14 protein-coding genes are annotated in these 15,923 nt (G+C 53.2%); 1 reads left to right on the top strand and 13 read right to left on the bottom strand.

All coding sequences use genetic code 11. From position 1 onward, the window contains the following. The first annotated feature begins 77 nt into the window (after window positions 1–77). Window positions 78–254, top strand: a complete 177-nt coding sequence (locus BM299_RS19395; RefSeq protein WP_165608303.1) for a hypothetical protein — start codon at window positions 78–80, stop codon at window positions 252–254. A 42-nt stretch (window positions 255–296) separates the two neighbouring features. Here the strand turns inward: BM299_RS19395 and lpdD are convergent, their stop codons facing one another. The 13 genes from lpdD to BM299_RS12255 form a co-directional block, all read right to left on the bottom strand. Next, entirely contained in the window at window positions 297–677 is a 381-nt protein-coding gene (gene lpdD, locus BM299_RS12315; protein WP_092484677.1) for a prenylated flavin chaperone LpdD, read from the bottom strand. A 24-nt stretch (window positions 678–701) separates the two neighbouring features. Then, complete coding sequence (locus BM299_RS12310; RefSeq protein ID WP_092484674.1) at window positions 702–1,850, bottom strand: class I SAM-dependent methyltransferase; 1,149 nt, start codon at window positions 1,848–1,850, stop codon at window positions 702–704. A gap of 27 nt (window positions 1,851–1,877) precedes the next feature. After that, window positions 1,878–3,797 carry a selenocysteine-specific translation elongation factor gene (selB, locus tag BM299_RS12305; RefSeq protein WP_092484671.1) on the bottom strand — a complete coding sequence of 640 codons (1,920 nt, stop codon included), beginning with the start codon at window positions 3,795–3,797 and terminating at the stop codon, window positions 1,878–1,880. Further along, window positions 3,794–5,236 carry an L-seryl-tRNA(Sec) selenium transferase gene (gene selA, locus BM299_RS12300; protein WP_092484668.1) on the bottom strand — a complete coding sequence of 481 codons (1,443 nt, stop codon included), beginning with the start codon at window positions 5,234–5,236 and terminating at the stop codon, window positions 3,794–3,796. The genes selB and selA overlap by 4 nt, the downstream gene beginning before the upstream one ends. Before the next feature lie 145 nt (window positions 5,237–5,381). Continuing rightward, window positions 5,382–6,044 carry a potassium channel family protein gene (locus BM299_RS12295; protein ID WP_092484665.1) on the bottom strand — a complete coding sequence of 221 codons (663 nt, stop codon included), beginning with the start codon at window positions 6,042–6,044 and terminating at the stop codon, window positions 5,382–5,384. A gap of 13 nt (window positions 6,045–6,057) precedes the next feature. Then, complete coding sequence (locus tag BM299_RS12290) at window positions 6,058–7,371, bottom strand: TrkH family potassium uptake protein (protein WP_092484663.1); 1,314 nt, start codon at window positions 7,369–7,371, stop codon at window positions 6,058–6,060. 105 nt (window positions 7,372–7,476) lie between these two features. Beyond that, a complete protein-coding gene (locus BM299_RS12285) occupies window positions 7,477–9,627 on the bottom strand; it encodes an acetate--CoA ligase family protein (RefSeq protein ID WP_092484660.1) in 2,151 nt (716 codons plus the stop codon). Window positions 9,628–9,752: 125 nt separating this feature from the next. Beyond that, window positions 9,753–10,823: a cyclic dehypoxanthinyl futalosine synthase gene (gene mqnC / locus BM299_RS12280; protein ID WP_092484657.1), complete on the bottom strand. Its 1,071-nt coding sequence runs from the start codon at window positions 10,821–10,823 to the stop codon at window positions 9,753–9,755. A 2-nt stretch (window positions 10,824–10,825) separates the two neighbouring features. Then, window positions 10,826–11,665, bottom strand: coding sequence for a menaquinone biosynthetic enzyme MqnA/MqnD family protein (locus tag BM299_RS12275; protein WP_092484654.1), 840 nt, complete (start codon window positions 11,663–11,665; stop codon window positions 10,826–10,828). Then, entirely contained in the window at window positions 11,666–12,763 is a 1,098-nt protein-coding gene (gene mqnE, locus BM299_RS12270; protein ID WP_092484652.1) for an aminofutalosine synthase MqnE, read from the bottom strand. A 12-nt stretch (window positions 12,764–12,775) separates the two neighbouring features. Further along, window positions 12,776–13,654 (bottom strand): UbiA-like polyprenyltransferase, encoded by an 879-nt coding sequence (locus BM299_RS12265; protein ID WP_092484649.1) that lies wholly within the window; start codon window positions 13,652–13,654, stop codon window positions 12,776–12,778. Then, window positions 13,632–15,080, bottom strand: coding sequence for a menaquinone biosynthesis decarboxylase (locus tag BM299_RS12260; protein WP_092484646.1), 1,449 nt, complete (start codon window positions 15,078–15,080; stop codon window positions 13,632–13,634). The genes BM299_RS12265 and BM299_RS12260 overlap by 23 nt, the downstream gene beginning before the upstream one ends. A gap of 62 nt (window positions 15,081–15,142) precedes the next feature. Further along, complete coding sequence (locus BM299_RS12255) at window positions 15,143–15,913, bottom strand: polyprenyl synthetase family protein (RefSeq protein ID WP_092484643.1); 771 nt, start codon at window positions 15,911–15,913, stop codon at window positions 15,143–15,145. Between the last annotated feature and the right edge of the window lie 10 nt (window positions 15,914–15,923).

Raw genomic sequence — 15,923 nt, 5'->3', positions numbered from 1 at the left:
TATATATGTACTTCGAATATTTATGTCAAGAATAAACGGGGCTGTTGGGCCCCGTTTCAAAAATTTACAAGTCTTCTGTGGAAGATTCTGCGGAACAACCACTTTCTGCGCTGGAACTCTCCAGCGATTCCTCGCAGGGCGATTTGCCGGTCAAAGTGGACTCGCTTTTGGGACATTTGGATTTGCTTGAACTTGAATTTGAACTGGAACTGCTGCCGGAACTGAATGGAAATGTCAAGATTATCACCTCCTGACCTTATTCTGCCCGGCAGCAACGTTATTTTTACCCGGTGATACTAACCGGTAGAGGAATTTGCTAGAAAATTATCCACCAGGTCACGGCACAGACGGGTGATCTGTTCTATATCAGCGGTACCGGCCTTGTCAACGTGGATACCCGCTACCAGTACCACCGGGCTGTTCATTTTTTTAGCAATTTTTTCGGCCAGCGGCTTGGCCAGTTCGTCCTCCTTGTGGCCCAGTTCGGGAATGACAATGGAATTGCAGCTGACCTGCTCCGCGGATAGCAGGCTGGGTCTGGGGTGGGTAACCACGGTGGCGCCTATGTGCGGCCGGTCGCCGCCCAGCAGTTGCACGATGATGCCGGAAGCGGTCTTTGTGACCAGCATGTGCACTTCCAGGGGATGTTCACCGGCGTGGAAATGTTTGACTTCCATTATTTTTCCCTCCGGTGTTTATTATTAAACTGATAATTTTCTTTTAAAACCGCTCAAACTCGGCACAGGATCAAAACCCTTGCTCAGCGCCAGCACCTTGAATATGCCGCCCATCCCACCGGGCAGGACCAATTGTTTAATGGCCGAGGTAATCTTGGCTATTTCCGGGTTATAAGTAAAATCTTCCTGCCTCCGTAAAACGTCAAGGATACCCAGGTTCAATAAAAACTGCGGCTGGGTAACCAGGCCCAGTTTTTGTAGACCCAGTTGCTCGCCCCATAAAGCCAGGGCCGCGAAATTGACGTGGGCTGTGATATCCTGCCGACCGATATTTATAAAGGGGTCTTCCACCAGCCGGTGCTTGTGAAAACAGCGCAAGGTGCCGTTAAAACGTTGTGGAACGTATAATTCCGCCGTGGTAGCGCCGTAATCCACGGTTAATAAAAACCCTTGTCGAAGACTGGCGGCCACTTCCGCCAGCCATTTTCGGGCCTGCAGATTTACTTCGGCTTTCTGGCCAGAAGCCAAGGTTATATTTTGCATGTCAAAATAATTTGCCAGGTCTGCTGACGAAAGGGGCCCTGCAACAAAAGTAAATCCGGCGGTGCTGTCTAAATTAACGTATAGTTCCTGCAGGCCGGTGCTGCCCATTTCCACCAGGTGCACAGGAAAGGCGTCCACCAGTTCGTTGGCAAAAACACAACCGCCTTCGATACCGGCAGGGTCAATATCTGCCAGGTTGTTTACCCACTTGAATACAGCCCCGGCGGGTGCACGATGATTCAATTCATTCTGTTGGCATTTCCGCAAGGCGGGGCTAATTTCTATTAAATAGTAATCCAGCGCCGTCCGGAATTCAGGATGGTTACGGTAAACGGCGCTGGTTATATCCCGGGCCAGCACCCCGGTGCCGGGACCGTATTCAACCAGCGCCCAGGAGGACGGGCAGCCGGCCAGGCGCCACATTTCATGGAACTGTCGGGCCAGCACGGCACCGAAAAGCGGGCTTACCGTGGGTGCGGTGTAAAAATCGCCGGTACGGCCGATTTGGGTCCCGGGCGAGGTATAGTAGCCCAGCTCGGGGTGATAAAGGGCCTGTTCCATAAACCGGGCAAAGGTGATGGGTCCGTTGGTTTTTATTTCTTCTTTGATTAAGTCGGCCAGTCTTGGCATATCACACCTCGTTGGTTTTTTTCGGGTTTATCCCGATGAAAGCGCCCGGCCCGCCACGCGTATGTCGCCCACCCGGCGGGTTATTTTTTCTCGGTCCAGATATTCTAAAAGCGGTAGCGTGTATTTGCGCGAGGTTTGTAATAAATCCCGAACTTCTCCCAGGGAGAGTTCGCCTTTTTGGGTTAGGTGGCCTTTAACAAGGTCTATCGCACTTTGCAGGGCCCGGCTGTGGAAATACAGTCCTTCGGCTATTTTTACCAGTATGCCCCGGTTCAACAAGTAACTCAAGTACTCCGATTCGTCTCCCGCCAGTCCCGCTTCCTTGGCGGCTTCCGGCCACCCGGGGGGCTGGAAGGGACTGGCCAGATACATTTCTTCGAGCCGGTTGATTTTTTTGCCCTGGGTTGGCGTTGGCTGTGGTCTGAAACCCTGCAGCGATACGGTTTGCGGCTGGACGGCCAGTATTTTGTTCTTTGCAAAATGATTCAATAGCATTTGAAATTGTTTATTGTTTATGGCGGGGAAAAGGCGGGACCGCATTTCTTCCTTCGGGTATCCTTCCCGCAGGGGGTACTTGGCATGGTATTCCGTCAGCGCCCGTATTATTTTTTTCTCCCATTCCGCCAGTACCCGGGTGGCAAGGTATACCTTCTCCCCTTCTGCTTGAATAGCCGCCGCCCGATTGTCATCCAGCAATTCCCGCAGGGCGGACGCGGTTTCTTCGCCGGTCAGGCCGACCCCTGCGGCTAATTCGACCGGGGTAAATACGCGGCTGTTTGTCGCCAGATATTGCTCCAGTAGTTCGTCGGGCGTACCTTTTTCCGCCGTGGCCAGGGCCTGGATAACTTCCTGGCGGTTGCGCCTGTGCTTGCCGGCGGCGGGGTTGATTACCGTGCCGCCCCCGATGGTGCGCATTGGCGAGTACGAGCGGATGACGAAGTGATCTCCCCGGGCCGCAGCCACTTTGGTTTCCAACTGCAATTGCACGTAAGCATCGCCGCCGGGCTGCAGTTCCTCCCGGTCCAGGAGTATGACCCGACCCAGAATTTCAGCCGTTCCAAGGTAAACCCGGACCCGGGCCCGGTGCTTTAAAGGCTTGGGGACGTCAGGCAACAGCTTTAACTTGACGTCCACCCGAAATGACGGCTGGAGGCTGCCGGGAGACGCCAGTGTATCGCCGCGGTTCAGGTCATCCGCTTCGGCGCCCGACAGGTTCACCGCTACCCGCTGCCCGGGTTCGGCGGTATCCACTTTGTGCCCGTGCACCTGGATGTTGCGCACCCGGTATACTGCGTCGCCGGGGTATATTTGTAGGATGTCGCCGGTATGAATTTGCCCGGAGAGCAGCGTGCCGGTGGCTACGGTACCGAATCCGGTAACTGAAAAAACACGGTCTACCGGTAGCCGGGGCGGTCCGGTATATTTTATCCGGGTTGTGCCGGCAGCCAGTTGACTGATAGTTTCGCGCAAATAGTCCATCCCTTCGCCGGTAACGGCGGAAACGGCCAGTATAGGGGCGTTTTCCAGCAAAGTGCCGGCCAAAAAGTCTTTTACTTCCTCATAAACCAGTTCCAGCCATTCCTGGTCCACCAGGTCTTTTTTAGTGATTACCACAAGGCCTTTTTCTATTTGCAAAAGTTGAATAATATCCAGATGTTCCCTGGTTTGAGGCATTACTCCCTCATCAGCGGCTATTACCAGCAGAACAATATCTATGCCGCCGACCCCGGCCAGCATATTTTTTATAAATCTTTCATGGCCGGGCACATCAATGATGCCGGCTGTTTGGCCGTTGGGCAATTGCAAGTAGGCAAAGCCCAGCTCAATGGAAATGCCCCTTTCCTTCTCTTCCTTGAGCCTGTCCGTATCCGTGCCGGTCAGGGCCCGGATTAGAACCGTTTTACCGTGGTCCACGTGACCTGCGGTGCCGATGATTATATGATTCATGGCGACCCACCTCCATCCAAAAGCGCCCTGGACAGCACTTCCACCAGCGCGTCTTCTTCACCCGGCAGCAGGGTACGCACGTCCAGTAGCAGCCTTTCGTCCTGCAACCTGCCGATGACGGCGGGCTCTTCATCTCTCAGTCGGTCGGCCAGTTGCTGCGCGGTCATGGTGCGCGGCAGCACTTCCACCGCCCATGAGGGCAGGTCGGCGGTAGGCATGGCGCCCCCGCCCACCGCCGACGGCGCCGCCACGATAGCAAACCGGGCCTGCTGCGCGGCACCGTCGCGTAGTTGTTCCACCAGCCTTTCTGCCAGGTGCTTCAGTTCTTTCTGGCGGGCAGCAAGCATTTGCAGGGTGGGCACCCGTAACCAGGCCTGTTGCGGTGCCAGATACTCCCGTAGCGTGGCTTCCAGGCCAGCCACGGTGAATTTGTCGATGCGTACGGCGCGGGTTAGCGGGTTTTTCTTCATCCGGTCTATGTAAACCTTTTTACCGACGATAATCCCGGCCTGGGGGCCGCCCAGTAACTTATCACCGGAGAAGGTAACCACATCGGCTCCGGCGCACACTACTTCCTGCACCGTTGGTTCCACCGGCATTCCCGCTGCACTGAAGTCCACCAGGGAACCGCTGCCCAGGTCGCACATGACCGGCAGGCGATATTCCCGGCCTATGGCAACCAGCTCGGCTGTGGATGTTTCCCTGGTAAAACCGACAATGCGGTAGTTGCTGGTATGTACCTGCAGTAACAATGCGGTTTCCGGGGTGATGGCATTTTGGTAATCCCTGGCGTATGTTTTATTGGTGGCGCCCACTTCCACCAAACGGGCACCGCTCTGGGCCATCACTTCGGGAATGCGGAAAGAACCTCCTATTTCCACCAACTGTCCCCGGGATACTATTACCTCCCTGCCCCTGGCCAGCGTGCCCAGGGCCAGCAGCACGGCTGCAGCGTTGTTGTTGACTACAAGGGAGGCTTCGGCACCGCTGAGTTTGGTCAGCAATTCCTCCACGGGGGCGTAACGGGACCCCCGTTTGCCGGTTTGCAGGTCCAGTTCCAGGTTGGAATAACCTGAAGCGGCCTGGTTGATGGCCTGCCGGGCGCTTTCTCCCAGGACCGCCCGGCCCAGGTTGGTGTGCAGCACCACTCCGGTAAGGTTGAGCACCCGGCGCAGGTTGGGGCGGTTTCGGGTGTTGGCCCGGCGTGCGGTTTCTTGCACCGCCTGCGCCAGCAGGAAATTGCGGGCGTGATCATTAGGAGTAATCTGTAGCCGGTTTGCCTGCAGGTCGTTGCGCAAACCGGCGATAGTGTCCCTGGCCGCTTCCAGTACCAGCGACCGCGGCATTGATTGCAGCAGCATTTCAACGTCCGGCGCTTTAAGCACTTCGTCCACTGCCGGTAAGAATCTGAACAATCGGGTGCTGTTATTATCTGACATGTTCCATCCTCCCGCTCAACTGTCTTAAACATTATATGGCAGCAGCACGCTACAGCGCAAGGGGACTGTAGTTGTGCCATAACCCGGTAAAACTATTGACCGCTTGTAATAAACCTAATTGGCAATTGATTCTGCTTGTAGTTTTTTATTTTTTAAAATTGGCTTTTTCAAATTTATTGAGTTTTGTTTTTTTACCGAAGACAACCATTATATCACCCTTGTTTAACCGGGTAGTCGCCGTGGGCTGTATTGGCTCGCCGTCTTTATATACCAGTAAAATCCAGAAACCAAATCGGTTTGAGGCGTTGAGTTTTTCTATAGTTTTACCGGTAAAGCCGGGTCCAACTTCCAATTGCTCGATGATAAATCCCTGCGGCAGTTCCAGCATTTCAATTTCGGCTTCCGTTGATATGACATGGGCCAATCTGCGCCCCATATCCCGTTCTGGAAAAACCACCCGGTCGGCGCCCATTTTTTTCAGTACGTTACCTCTTCTCAGGTTAGGGGCTTTTACCGATACATTTACACCGGCATCCTTAAGAATATTGGTGGCGATCAATGCTCCTTCGAAATCAGCGCCCATAGCCACCACCGCTTCATCAAAATTTTTGTCACCCACAACCCTGGCCAATTCTTCGTCATCTTCCCCCACGTCCAGAATGGCCCCCGATATAATCATGTCCCGCACATCATCCAGGGCTTCTTCGTTCTGATCTATGGCAAAAATATCATGTCCCCGCTCGTATAACCCTTCAATTACACCGCGGCCAAAACGACCTACCCCGATGACCAAAACTGACTTCTTCATTAGCTCTTACCCCCTATCCGATTAAAATATCCTCTTTCATGTAATGCAAGCGCCGTTTGTCAATACCGGTTAAAACTACGATCAGTGTTAATACGCCGATACGTCCAACAAACATCAATAATCCGATTAGCACTTGCCCAAAGGCGGATAATTTAACGGTAACTCCCATGGACAAACCAACTGTGGCCAGGGCAGAAACCACTTCGAACAGAATCGGCATAAACGGAAGATGTTCAACGGTCATTAAAACCAGCGTGCTGGCAGCGGCCAACATTCCCGCTATAACCATAACCGTAAATGCTTTGGTTACACTTTCTGGCGCGATTTCTCTTTCAAATATGACGACCCCTTTTTTTCCCCGGACAATGGACCATATGGCCAAAACGGTTGTACCCAAAGTAGTCGTCTTAACTCCTCCACCTACTGAACCCGGGCTGGCTCCGACAAACATCATCAATATCATCAGAAAAATAAACGGTTCAGTCCATTCCAGCACCGGTATGGTGGTAAATCCGGCTGTTCGCGTTACAGCCTGAAATAAACTTGTTACAATTTTGTGGGTTAATGGAACACTTGCCAGTGTATTGCTGTATTCGGTCAAAAAGTAAAATATACTGCCGACCAGAGAGATAATTCCAGTCACCAGCAGAACCAAACGGCTGTGTAAACTCAGCTTGTGCCATTTGCGTACCAAAAACAGTTCCTGCAATACTACATAGCCTAGGCTGCCCAGTAAAACGAGAACAATGACTGCCAGGTTAATGCCCATATTGTATCGAAAAGGTTCCAGGCTATGTCCCGTTAAGTCAAAACCTGCTCCGTTAAAGGCGCTTACAGCATGAAAGACAACGAACATCAATCCCGGTATCAATCCCTCGCTCCATACATCCGGCAGGAGTAAAGCAAAAAGTACCGCCCCAACGCCTTCCAATGCCAAAGTAAGTAAAACTATGCTGCGCACCAGGCGTACCACGCCGGACATATTGAAATAATTTCGGTCCTGGACGATCAGGACACGGTGTCCCAGATGAATTTTCAGCCCCAGCATGGATAAGGTGATGGTGGCCAATACCATAAGGCCCAGGCCGCCAATCTGCATCAATACCAGTATCACGGCATGTCCGAAAAAGGTCCAGTATTCGGCTGTGGTGACAACTGTCAATCCGGTAACCGTCAAAGCTGAAGTGGCGGTAAACCAAGCTTCCAGCAGGGTTGCGGAACCGGGGTTCGTGGAAGCAAAGGGTAAGGTAAGTAACAGTGTTCCCACGAGATCAACCAGCGCGTAACTGATAACCAGCAATTGCCCCGGCTTTATATTGTTAAACATAGGCCGCTCCTACTTTTTTAGATTACTGGATATTATTTTACTATGGCCGATACGTTGTAATCAAAACAAAAAAGGCTGCCGTTGGCAGCCATAGCAGATATTATATTATGCGATCACAATCAGCGCATCGGCTGCACAGGCGCCCCGGCCTTCCGAAAATACCATGAGCGGATTAATGTCCAACTCGGCAATTTGCGGGAAATCATCCGCCAGGCGGGATACGCGCAGCATAATATTCTGCACGGCCTGTCTGTCGGCCGGCGGCTGCCCGCGCAATCCTTCAAGAATTCGCCTGCCCTTCAATTCATCCAGCATTTCCCGGGCATCCAGCGGCGTTACGGGCACCACCCGCAGCGCTACATCCTCCAGTGCTTCGACAAAAATGCCGCCCAAGCCTACCAGCACCGTGGAGCCGAATACCCGGTCCTTGCCGATACCGACAATCATTTCCGTGCCCCCGGGCAGCATTTCCTGAACCAACACACCGTTTATTACCGCGTCGGGTTTATAGGCCCGGGCATTATCCATTAGCACCTGGAATTTTTCCCGCACCTCGGTTTCAGAGGAAATATTTAAAAATACGCCTCCTGCGTCGGTTTTGTGTAAAATATCCGGCGATTCTATTTTCATTACCACCGGGTAACCGATGGTTTTGGCTGCATTCACGGCTTCCTCCGCAGTGGCGGCCAGAATCTCCCTGGTAGTGGGGATGCCATAAGCGCGCAGTACCTGTTTGGCGGTATACTCTGTCAATTGGGACCCGGGCGGGAAACGGTCCAGTATTTCACTGGCTTTTTCCCGAGCATTTTCCGCTATCTTCGGTTTTGACAGGGCACTGTTCAGGCGGGTATGAACAAAGTTGTTGTATTCGGCCAGCGAGGTCAGCGCCCGGATGGCAAAATCAGCCTCCCTGGCCGCGGGCACCAACTGGTCGTTCAGATAACGGATGGCGGCCAGAGCCTCCCTTTCCGGGCCCCAGACCAGGTTTAATATGGGCTTGTCACACCGCGCGCTCACCCGGGTCATTTGTTCGAGTCTGCTTTGGTCACCGTGCAGGGCCCAATTGTTGACTATCATCATATCTACATCGGTATCCCCGAGAACGATTTGTGCGCATTGTTCCAGCAGGCCCGGCTGGGTCATAATCGCCGAGGTGATGTCCACAGGATTGGCGGAGGAGGCGAAATCGGGCAGTATGGCGTCCAGTGCCTCCCTGGTTTGTTTTTGCAGGGGCACAACTTCCAGTCCGTAATGGGCGCATTTGTCCGCCAGCGCTACGCCGCTGCCGCCGGAAGTGGCCAGTATGGCCACTCGTTTGCCCCTGGGGATTTTACCGGCGGCCAGCACGGCAAGCATCACCTGAAATTCCTCCAGGCTTTCCACCCGGATAATGCCCTTTTGCTTAAATACGGCGCTATAAACCTTTTCCGACCCCACCAGGGCCCCGGTATGTGAAGCTGCTGCCCGGGCGGAGGCCGGGTAGCGGCCTGCTTTGATCAACATTACGGGCTTGCCTTTCTCCAGGGCCATATCGGCCGCCTGTAAAAATTTTTGCCCGTCCTTGATGCCTTCCAGATAGCCGCCGATTACCCTGGTATGTGGATCATGCGCCATATAGCCCATATAGTGGGAAAACTCCAGGTCCGCTTCGTTGCCTGTGCTCACAAAATGACTGAAGCCAATCCCCTTTTCTTTGATTATTTCGTAAATGGCGACGCCAAAGCCACCGCTTTGGCTGATAAAGCCCAGGAAGTCGGGTACCAGCACGTGGTCGGGCAGGTCGGTCACGGAGAAATTGGCCATCAACGCATTGCGGGAACTGAAAACACCCATACAATTGGGGCCACAAATGCGCATGCCCGTTTCTTTGGCCAGCCGGGTCATTTCCCGCTGTATTTCCGCACCATCGGGTCCCACTTCGGCGAATCCGGAAGTAAATATAATCACGCCTTTGACACCCTTTGCCGCAGATTCCAGCAGGGCGGGCATGGTCATCCGGGCCGGTACGGCAATAATACACAAGTCCACCGGCCCCGGGATATCCTTCAGTGACTGGTAACACTGTAAATTGCAAAGCGTTTGATACTTGGGGTTAACCGGGTAGATTTTCCCCTTAAACCCCCAGCGGGTCAGGGAAACCAGCGGTTGGCCGCTGGGTTTGGCGGGGTTGTTGGATGCACCGATAATGGCTATTGATGCGGGTTGAAAGATTGGTAATAAACTGCTTAACTCCTGTTGAAAGTCTGTTATTGCCAATTGTATTCCCCCTTTAAAATGCAGTAAACTTATTGAATGAATATTCACTCTGTTTAAAATAATTTTATCATAAAAATATAACCGGTTGTATAAAAAAAATCACCGTACCGGCAATAGGCGGTGATTTAGTGGATTTCCTTGATAATTGTGTAGTCAGTCCGGCGCTGGGCGGGGATAAAGCCGGCATCTTTGATGCAGCGGTGAATTTCCTGCAGGGCTACCCGGTAATTAACCCCCGCGGCCCGCACCACGTTTTCCTCCAGCATGGTGCTGCCGAAATCGTTGGCGCCAAAGCTTAAGGTCACCTGGGCGATCTTGGCCCCCTGGGTAACCCAGGAAGCCTGAATGCTAGGTATATTATCCAGCATGATACGGGCTACCGCCAGTGTTCTTAAATACTCCACGCCCCCCGCCGTGCTGCCGCCCAGGTCGGTGTTGCGGGGCTGAAAACTCCACGGGATAAAGGCGGTAAATCCGCCGGTGGCGTCCTGTTGCTCACGCACCCTGACCATGTGCAGCACTCGCTCGGCGGTGGTTTCCACGTGGCCGAACATCATAGTGGCGGTGGTTTTCATGCCCAGGCGGTGGGCCCGGTCCATGACCTCCATCCACTGGCGCCAGCCGATTTTACGGGGGCTTATTTTTTTCCTGACCCGGTCCACCAAAATTTCCGCTCCGCCGCCGGGCAGCGAGTCCAGGCCGGCTTCTTGTAAGCGGCTTAACACGCCGGAAATGGACAGCCCGGACTGGCGGGCCAGATGGACGATTTCCGGCGGGGAAAAGGAATGAATATGGATGTCAAACCGCTTCTTGATGGATTGCAACATGTCAATATAAAAATCGAGTTGCAAATCGGGGTGCAGCCCGCCCTGAATGAGCAACTCCGTGCCGCCCGCGGAGATGGTTTCTTCTATTTTATGAAACAGTGCATCCTTGCTAAGAATATAAGCGTCGGCGTCGTTCGGGCGGCGGTAGAACGCGCAAAAGCGGCACTGGCAGGTGCAGACGTTGGTATAGTTGATGTTCCGGTCAATGATATAAGTGACTCTTCCCCGTGGGTGCAAGCGCTGCCTGATTTGATCGGCGGTACGCCCCAGTTCCAACAGTTCGGCTTCTTCCAGCAAAACGGTTCCTTCTTCCAGGGACAGCCTCTCGCCGGCCAGGGCTTTTTCCAGCAGGACCGATACAGCGTTCAATGTTATTCACTCCATATGTTTAGTCTTACTCGTTCTTCAATAATACCGCTTTTATAGGCAAAATCATAATAAGTCAGCAGGGCTTTGCGCTCCGCTTCGTCCAAGTCGTGGTGAATGGTATCGATGTAATGGTCTACAATTTCGAAAGGAAGCCCGGAACGCCGGTGAGCTTTTTGGACCAGCGCATCCCGGTGGGCCAGGCCGATCAGCTTGGATTCGTACAGCAAATGGCTGGCCTGTTCCACGATGTGCGGCGCCGTTTTCGCCAGTTCCGTGCGGACCACCCAGATGGCATAAACCATTTTCTGTCCCGTAAACTGCTTCCAGGCCTCACCCAGGTCGGTGACAATGATGTCCCGGTTTTCCAGCAATACTACCCGGTGGGCTTGCATGGCGTCATCCCCAATTAGCAGGGCGCCGTCCGCCCGGGCCAGCATGGCGTCCAGGTCGGGGGACGCCGACACTATTTCCACGTCCACGTGGTAGTAATGTTCAAACAAAATACGCAAAAGCACCACCGAAGTGGCCGAGGAGGTGGTTACGGAAACAGTTTTACCTTCCAGTTCGGTCAACGGCAGGCGGCTGAAAAAAAGAATGCTTTCCACCTTGCCGTCGGCGCTGATGGACAAATTGGGCAGGATGATGCATTTGTCCACGTGCCTGGCGTATTCAATGGAAGATATCGGGGTGATGTCCAGTTCACTGTTTAAGAACATGTTGTTTAATTTGGTTGGCGGCCCCTTGACCAGTTCAATGTCACTGACCAAAAGACCTTCTTCCAGGGCGTGGTAAACCGGGATACAGTTAATATAGTCAACCTGACCCAGACGTAATGCGGGCAATTAGAACCCCTCCTCCACTACATTGTACAGCGTGTCTCTTTGCACGGGGCAAAAACCGGCGTTCTTGATCATGCGTACCAGCTCGCTTTTGGCCATGGACTGACCGGTTTCGGCCCCGGCGTCGTGGGCGATTTTTTCCTCCACAACAGTGCCGTCCAGGTCATCTACGCCAAAGGAAAGGGAAACTTGGGCCATTTTGGGCCCCACCATAACCCAAAAAGCTTTAATGTGATCGAAATTATCCAGCAGCAGGCGGGCTACGGCCAGGGTTTTCAGGTCGTCATACCCGGTGGTGCCGGCCAGGCCCATGGGCTCCAGGGCGGTATTTTTAGGGTGAAAAGCCAGGGGGATGAAGGTCAAAAAACCGCCGGTGCGATCCTGCAGTTCGCGCAGGCGCAGCAGGTGATCCACCCTTTCTTCTATGGTTTCTACGTGACCGTACAGCATGGTAGCGTTGGTGCGCATGCCCAGTTCATGGGCCGCCCTATGTACAGCCAGCCACTTGTCGCCGTTAATTTTTTTCGAACAGATGATTTCCCGCACCCGGGGGGCGAAAATTTCCGCTCCGCCGCCGGGCAACGAATCCAGGCCGGCCTCCTGCAGGGCACGCAGCACCGCGTGGTGCGTCATGCCGTGCAACTGGGCCAGGTAATCTATTTCCACAGCCGTGAAGGATTGAATGACCACCCCGGGCAGCACGCGGCGCACCCGCTGCAGCATGTCCACGTAGTAATCCAATTTCAATTCCGGGTTCAAACCGCCCACGATGTGAATTTCAGAAATGCCGCTGTTTGCTGAAGCGCGGGCTTTGGCCTCTATTTCATCCAGGCTCATGGTATAGGCGCCCGGGGCGTTCGCGTCCCGGCCGAAAGCGCATAACTTACACCTGTTGATGCAAACATTGGTATGGTTAATATGGCGGTTGACAATAAAAAAAGTATTGGTGCCGTTTTTTCTTTTCCTGACCAGGTCGGCCATTTTCCCGATAGCCAGCAGGTCGTTTGATTGGTAAAGCTTAACCCCGTCTTCGCGGGTGAGACGTTCCCCTGCTGCAACTTTGGCGGCGATGTTTTCCAGCTCGCCCTTGTGGTTATGCATGGTGATCTCTCCTTATAAAACAGGTATCGGGAAAAAAATATCCAATAAGGTAAAGCAAAACATTATCACGCTGAGCATTCCGTTTAAATTGAAAAAAGCAACTCCTGCCCGGCTCAGGTCGTCCGGAGATACCAGCCTGTGCTGGTAAAATAGCAGCGCCACGGCAATTAAAAGTCCCAACAGGTAGAAAAGTCCCAGGTGCAGGGTCAGACCTGCGGCCAGTAAAAAGAGGGGCGCCAGTGCATGAAAAAATGATGATATACTCAGCGATTTGGCGATCCCGAAACGGGCCGGGATGGAGAAAATGCCGTACTTTTTATCAAAGTGATAATCATCGCAGGCATAAATTATGTCAAAACCGGCCACCCAGAACAGTACGCCAGTGCCCAGCAGCACGGGCGCGGCGGCAAAATGGTTGGCGATGGCTATCCAAGCGCCCAGCGGTGCCAGTCCCAGGGCCAGTCCCAGCCAGAGGTGACAGGTCCAGGTGAAACGTTTGGTAAAGGAATAAAAGGACAGCGCCGCTACGGCTACGGGGAACAACCGGAACGCCAGAGGTGAAAGCTGGTGAGCGGCCAACAATAATAAAGCGAACGAGAGAATGGTATATACCCATACTTCCCGCACTGAAAGCAGGCCCCGGGGAATGGCCCGGTTGGCGGTGCGGGGATTTTGGGCGTCAATGTGCCGGTCAATAATCCGGTTCAGAGACATGGCGGCGGTGCGGGCCCCCACCATGGCCAGGGTTATCCATAGCAGGTCGTTTCCGGCAGGTATGGCCCTGTCAACCATCAGCGCCCCCATGTAGGCAAAGGGCAGGGCAAAAATGGTATGCTCAAACCGGATCATTTCCAGAAACACTTTGGTTTTATTTGCGATTGCCAATCCCATAACTTTGCCACTTCCTGTCTACAAGGGCCTTGATTTCCTCATTCATAACGATGTCACCGGGCCATTCGCGCAGGTGTCCTTCTTCTCTGGTTTTTGTGGTCGCGTCTATGCCCATCTTGGAACCGTAGTGCGGCAGTGGTGAAGAGTGGTCTAAGGCGTCCAGCGGCCCGTCCACCATCATAATGTCGCGGCGCGGGTCAATATTGTTGAATACACGCCACATGACTTCGGACACATTTTGCACGTCCACGCCGGCGTCCACCACGATGATCAGCTTGGCCAACATCATCAAACCCATGCCCCATAGTGCGCACATTACTTTGCGGGCCTGACCGGGATAACTTTTGCGTATGGAAACAATTACGCAGTTGTGGAAAACGCCTTCGGGAGGCATGTTCATATCCACCACCTCCGGCAGTTGCATGCGCATTAAAGGTAAGAATATACGTTCAGTGGCTTTGCCCAGATACGCGTCCTCCATGGGCGGCCGGCCGACGATGGTGGCGGGGTAAACCGGTTTCTTGCGATGGGTGATGCAGGTCAGGTGAAATACCGGGTACTGGTCGGCCAGGGAGTAATAGCCGGTATGGTCTCCGAAGGGTCCTTCCAGCCGGGTTTCCGCCGGGTCCACATATCCTTCCAGGATTATCTCCGCCCTGGCCGGCACTTCCAGGTCCACCGTTTCGCACTTGACCATTTCCACCGGCTCTTTGCGTAAAAAACCGGCGAAAAGAATCTCATCCACCCCGTGCGGCAGGGGCGCGGTGGCGGCGTAGATGGTGGCGGGGTCGGCTCCCAGGGCGACGGCCACCGGCATTTTGGCGCCCTTTTTACGGTAGTGTTCCGCCGCATCCTTATGAATGTGCCAGTGCATACCGGTGGTCCGGCTGTCGTATACCTGCATTCTGTACATGCCTACATTGCGCCGGCCTGTTTGCGGGTCCCGGGTGAAAACCAGCGGTAGCGTGATAAACGGCCCCCCGTCCTCCGGCCAGCAATACAAAACCGGCAGCATGTCCAGCGACGGGTTATCCTTGTTGATGACTTCCTTGCAAGGGCCGGTACGTACTTGTTTGGGTAAGAACGAGGACAGCTGGGCCAGCTTGGGCAAAGTCTTTAATTTATCCATGAAAGTGCTGGGTAGTTCCGGCGGCTGAATGATATTGATCAATTCGTCGCCAATCCGGTCCAGCGCATCAACTTCCAGAGCCAGTTGCATCCGTTCCAGAGAACCGAATGCATTGGTCAACACGGGCATGTGATAACCTTTTACATTTTCGAATAACAGGGCCGGTCCACCCTGCTTGCATACCCGGTCAGTAATTTCAGTAATTTCCAGCTTGGCATCAACCTCGGTGGTAATTCTGTGCAGGAGATTATTCTTTTCTAGTTTTTGTATAAAGGATTGTAAATCGGGATAAGCCAAAAACTACACCCGCTTTCTGCAAAATTAATATTAATTCCATAAAGTGTGAAAATAGCCACCTTTTAACCCACCATGCGCTGGACGACGATATTTTCTTTGGCCAGTAGATCAAGTAAATTTTTCAGGCTGGCCTGTTCATCGCTGGGGGGGAATTGTTTTATGATTGATTCCGCCGTGGTTAAATATTTATTTATTTGATTCAGGGAAGCACCTCTTTCCAGCAGGGCGTAAGCCATGCCCAGGTTAATGCCGTAGTCGTACATCCGCTGTCGGGAAGCGCTGTCGGCCCCGCCCAGGTCAGCGCCCAGACGGGCGCAGCAGGCGAAAATTTCCGCGGACTCGCCGCGCACTATGTCGATATACTGTCGCTTGTCGGCAAACTCAAGACCGGGGTTATTGATATTTAAAATGCCGCATTTGTTAATGGCGCAGATCAGTTCCGCCAGGTTGCTCAGGTAGCGGACAATACCCGCCTCGCATAAAGTGGTAAAAAATTTACCGTATAAAAAGTCGCCCACCAGTACGGGAAACTGGTACGCGGAACGGATATCCGCCGATTTATCCTTGCCGGGACCGCTTTCCGAAAGGCGGATATGAACCTGGGAGGCCATGTAGATGAATTGTAATACGGCGCCCAGGGCAATTGTTTGCGGGGTTACCGGGCCGAATAATCGATTGCTGATAATTACCAGCGCGGGCCGCAGATTAATGTCCAGGTAATTGTAGTCCTGTTTGATGAAATCGTTTACATTACCAGCCCGGACATTGAAATTTTTTTGGATCAATAGCTGCACTTTTTTTAGGTCTTCACAAATATGATGGAATAAATGCATTTTCGGGAGT

Source organism: Desulfoscipio geothermicus DSM 3669, assembly GCF_900115975.1.
Classification (GTDB): Bacteria; Bacillota; Desulfotomaculia; order Desulfotomaculales; family Desulfallaceae; genus Desulfoscipio; species Desulfoscipio geothermicus.
Note: the sequence above shows the minus strand (reverse complement) of the source record. Positions and strands in the feature narration are given on the sequence as shown.

Coding starts and splice junctions, on each gene's coding strand:
- BM299_RS12265 (WP_092484649.1), bottom strand. CDS start 13,654: ATGGGATTGGCAATCGCAAATAAAACCAAAGTGTTTCTGGAAATGATC.
- lpdD (WP_092484677.1), bottom strand. CDS start 677: ATGGAAGTCAAACATTTCCACGCCGGTGAACATCCCCTGGAAGTGCAC.
- mqnE (WP_092484652.1), bottom strand. CDS start 12,763: ATGCATAACCACAAGGGCGAGCTGGAAAACATCGCCGCCAAAGTTGCA.
- selA (WP_092484668.1), bottom strand. CDS start 5,236: ATGTCAGATAATAACAGCACCCGATTGTTCAGATTCTTACCGGCAGTG.
- BM299_RS12255 (WP_092484643.1), bottom strand. CDS start 15,913: ATGCATTTATTCCATCATATTTGTGAAGACCTAAAAAAAGTGCAGCTA.
- selB (WP_092484671.1), bottom strand. CDS start 3,797: ATGAATCATATAATCATCGGCACCGCAGGTCACGTGGACCACGGTAAA.
- BM299_RS12295 (WP_092484665.1), bottom strand. CDS start 6,044: ATGAAGAAGTCAGTTTTGGTCATCGGGGTAGGTCGTTTTGGCCGCGGT.
- BM299_RS12310 (WP_092484674.1), bottom strand. CDS start 1,850: ATGCCAAGACTGGCCGACTTAATCAAAGAAGAAATAAAAACCAACGGA.
- BM299_RS12290 (WP_092484663.1), bottom strand. CDS start 7,371: ATGTTTAACAATATAAAGCCGGGGCAATTGCTGGTTATCAGTTACGCG.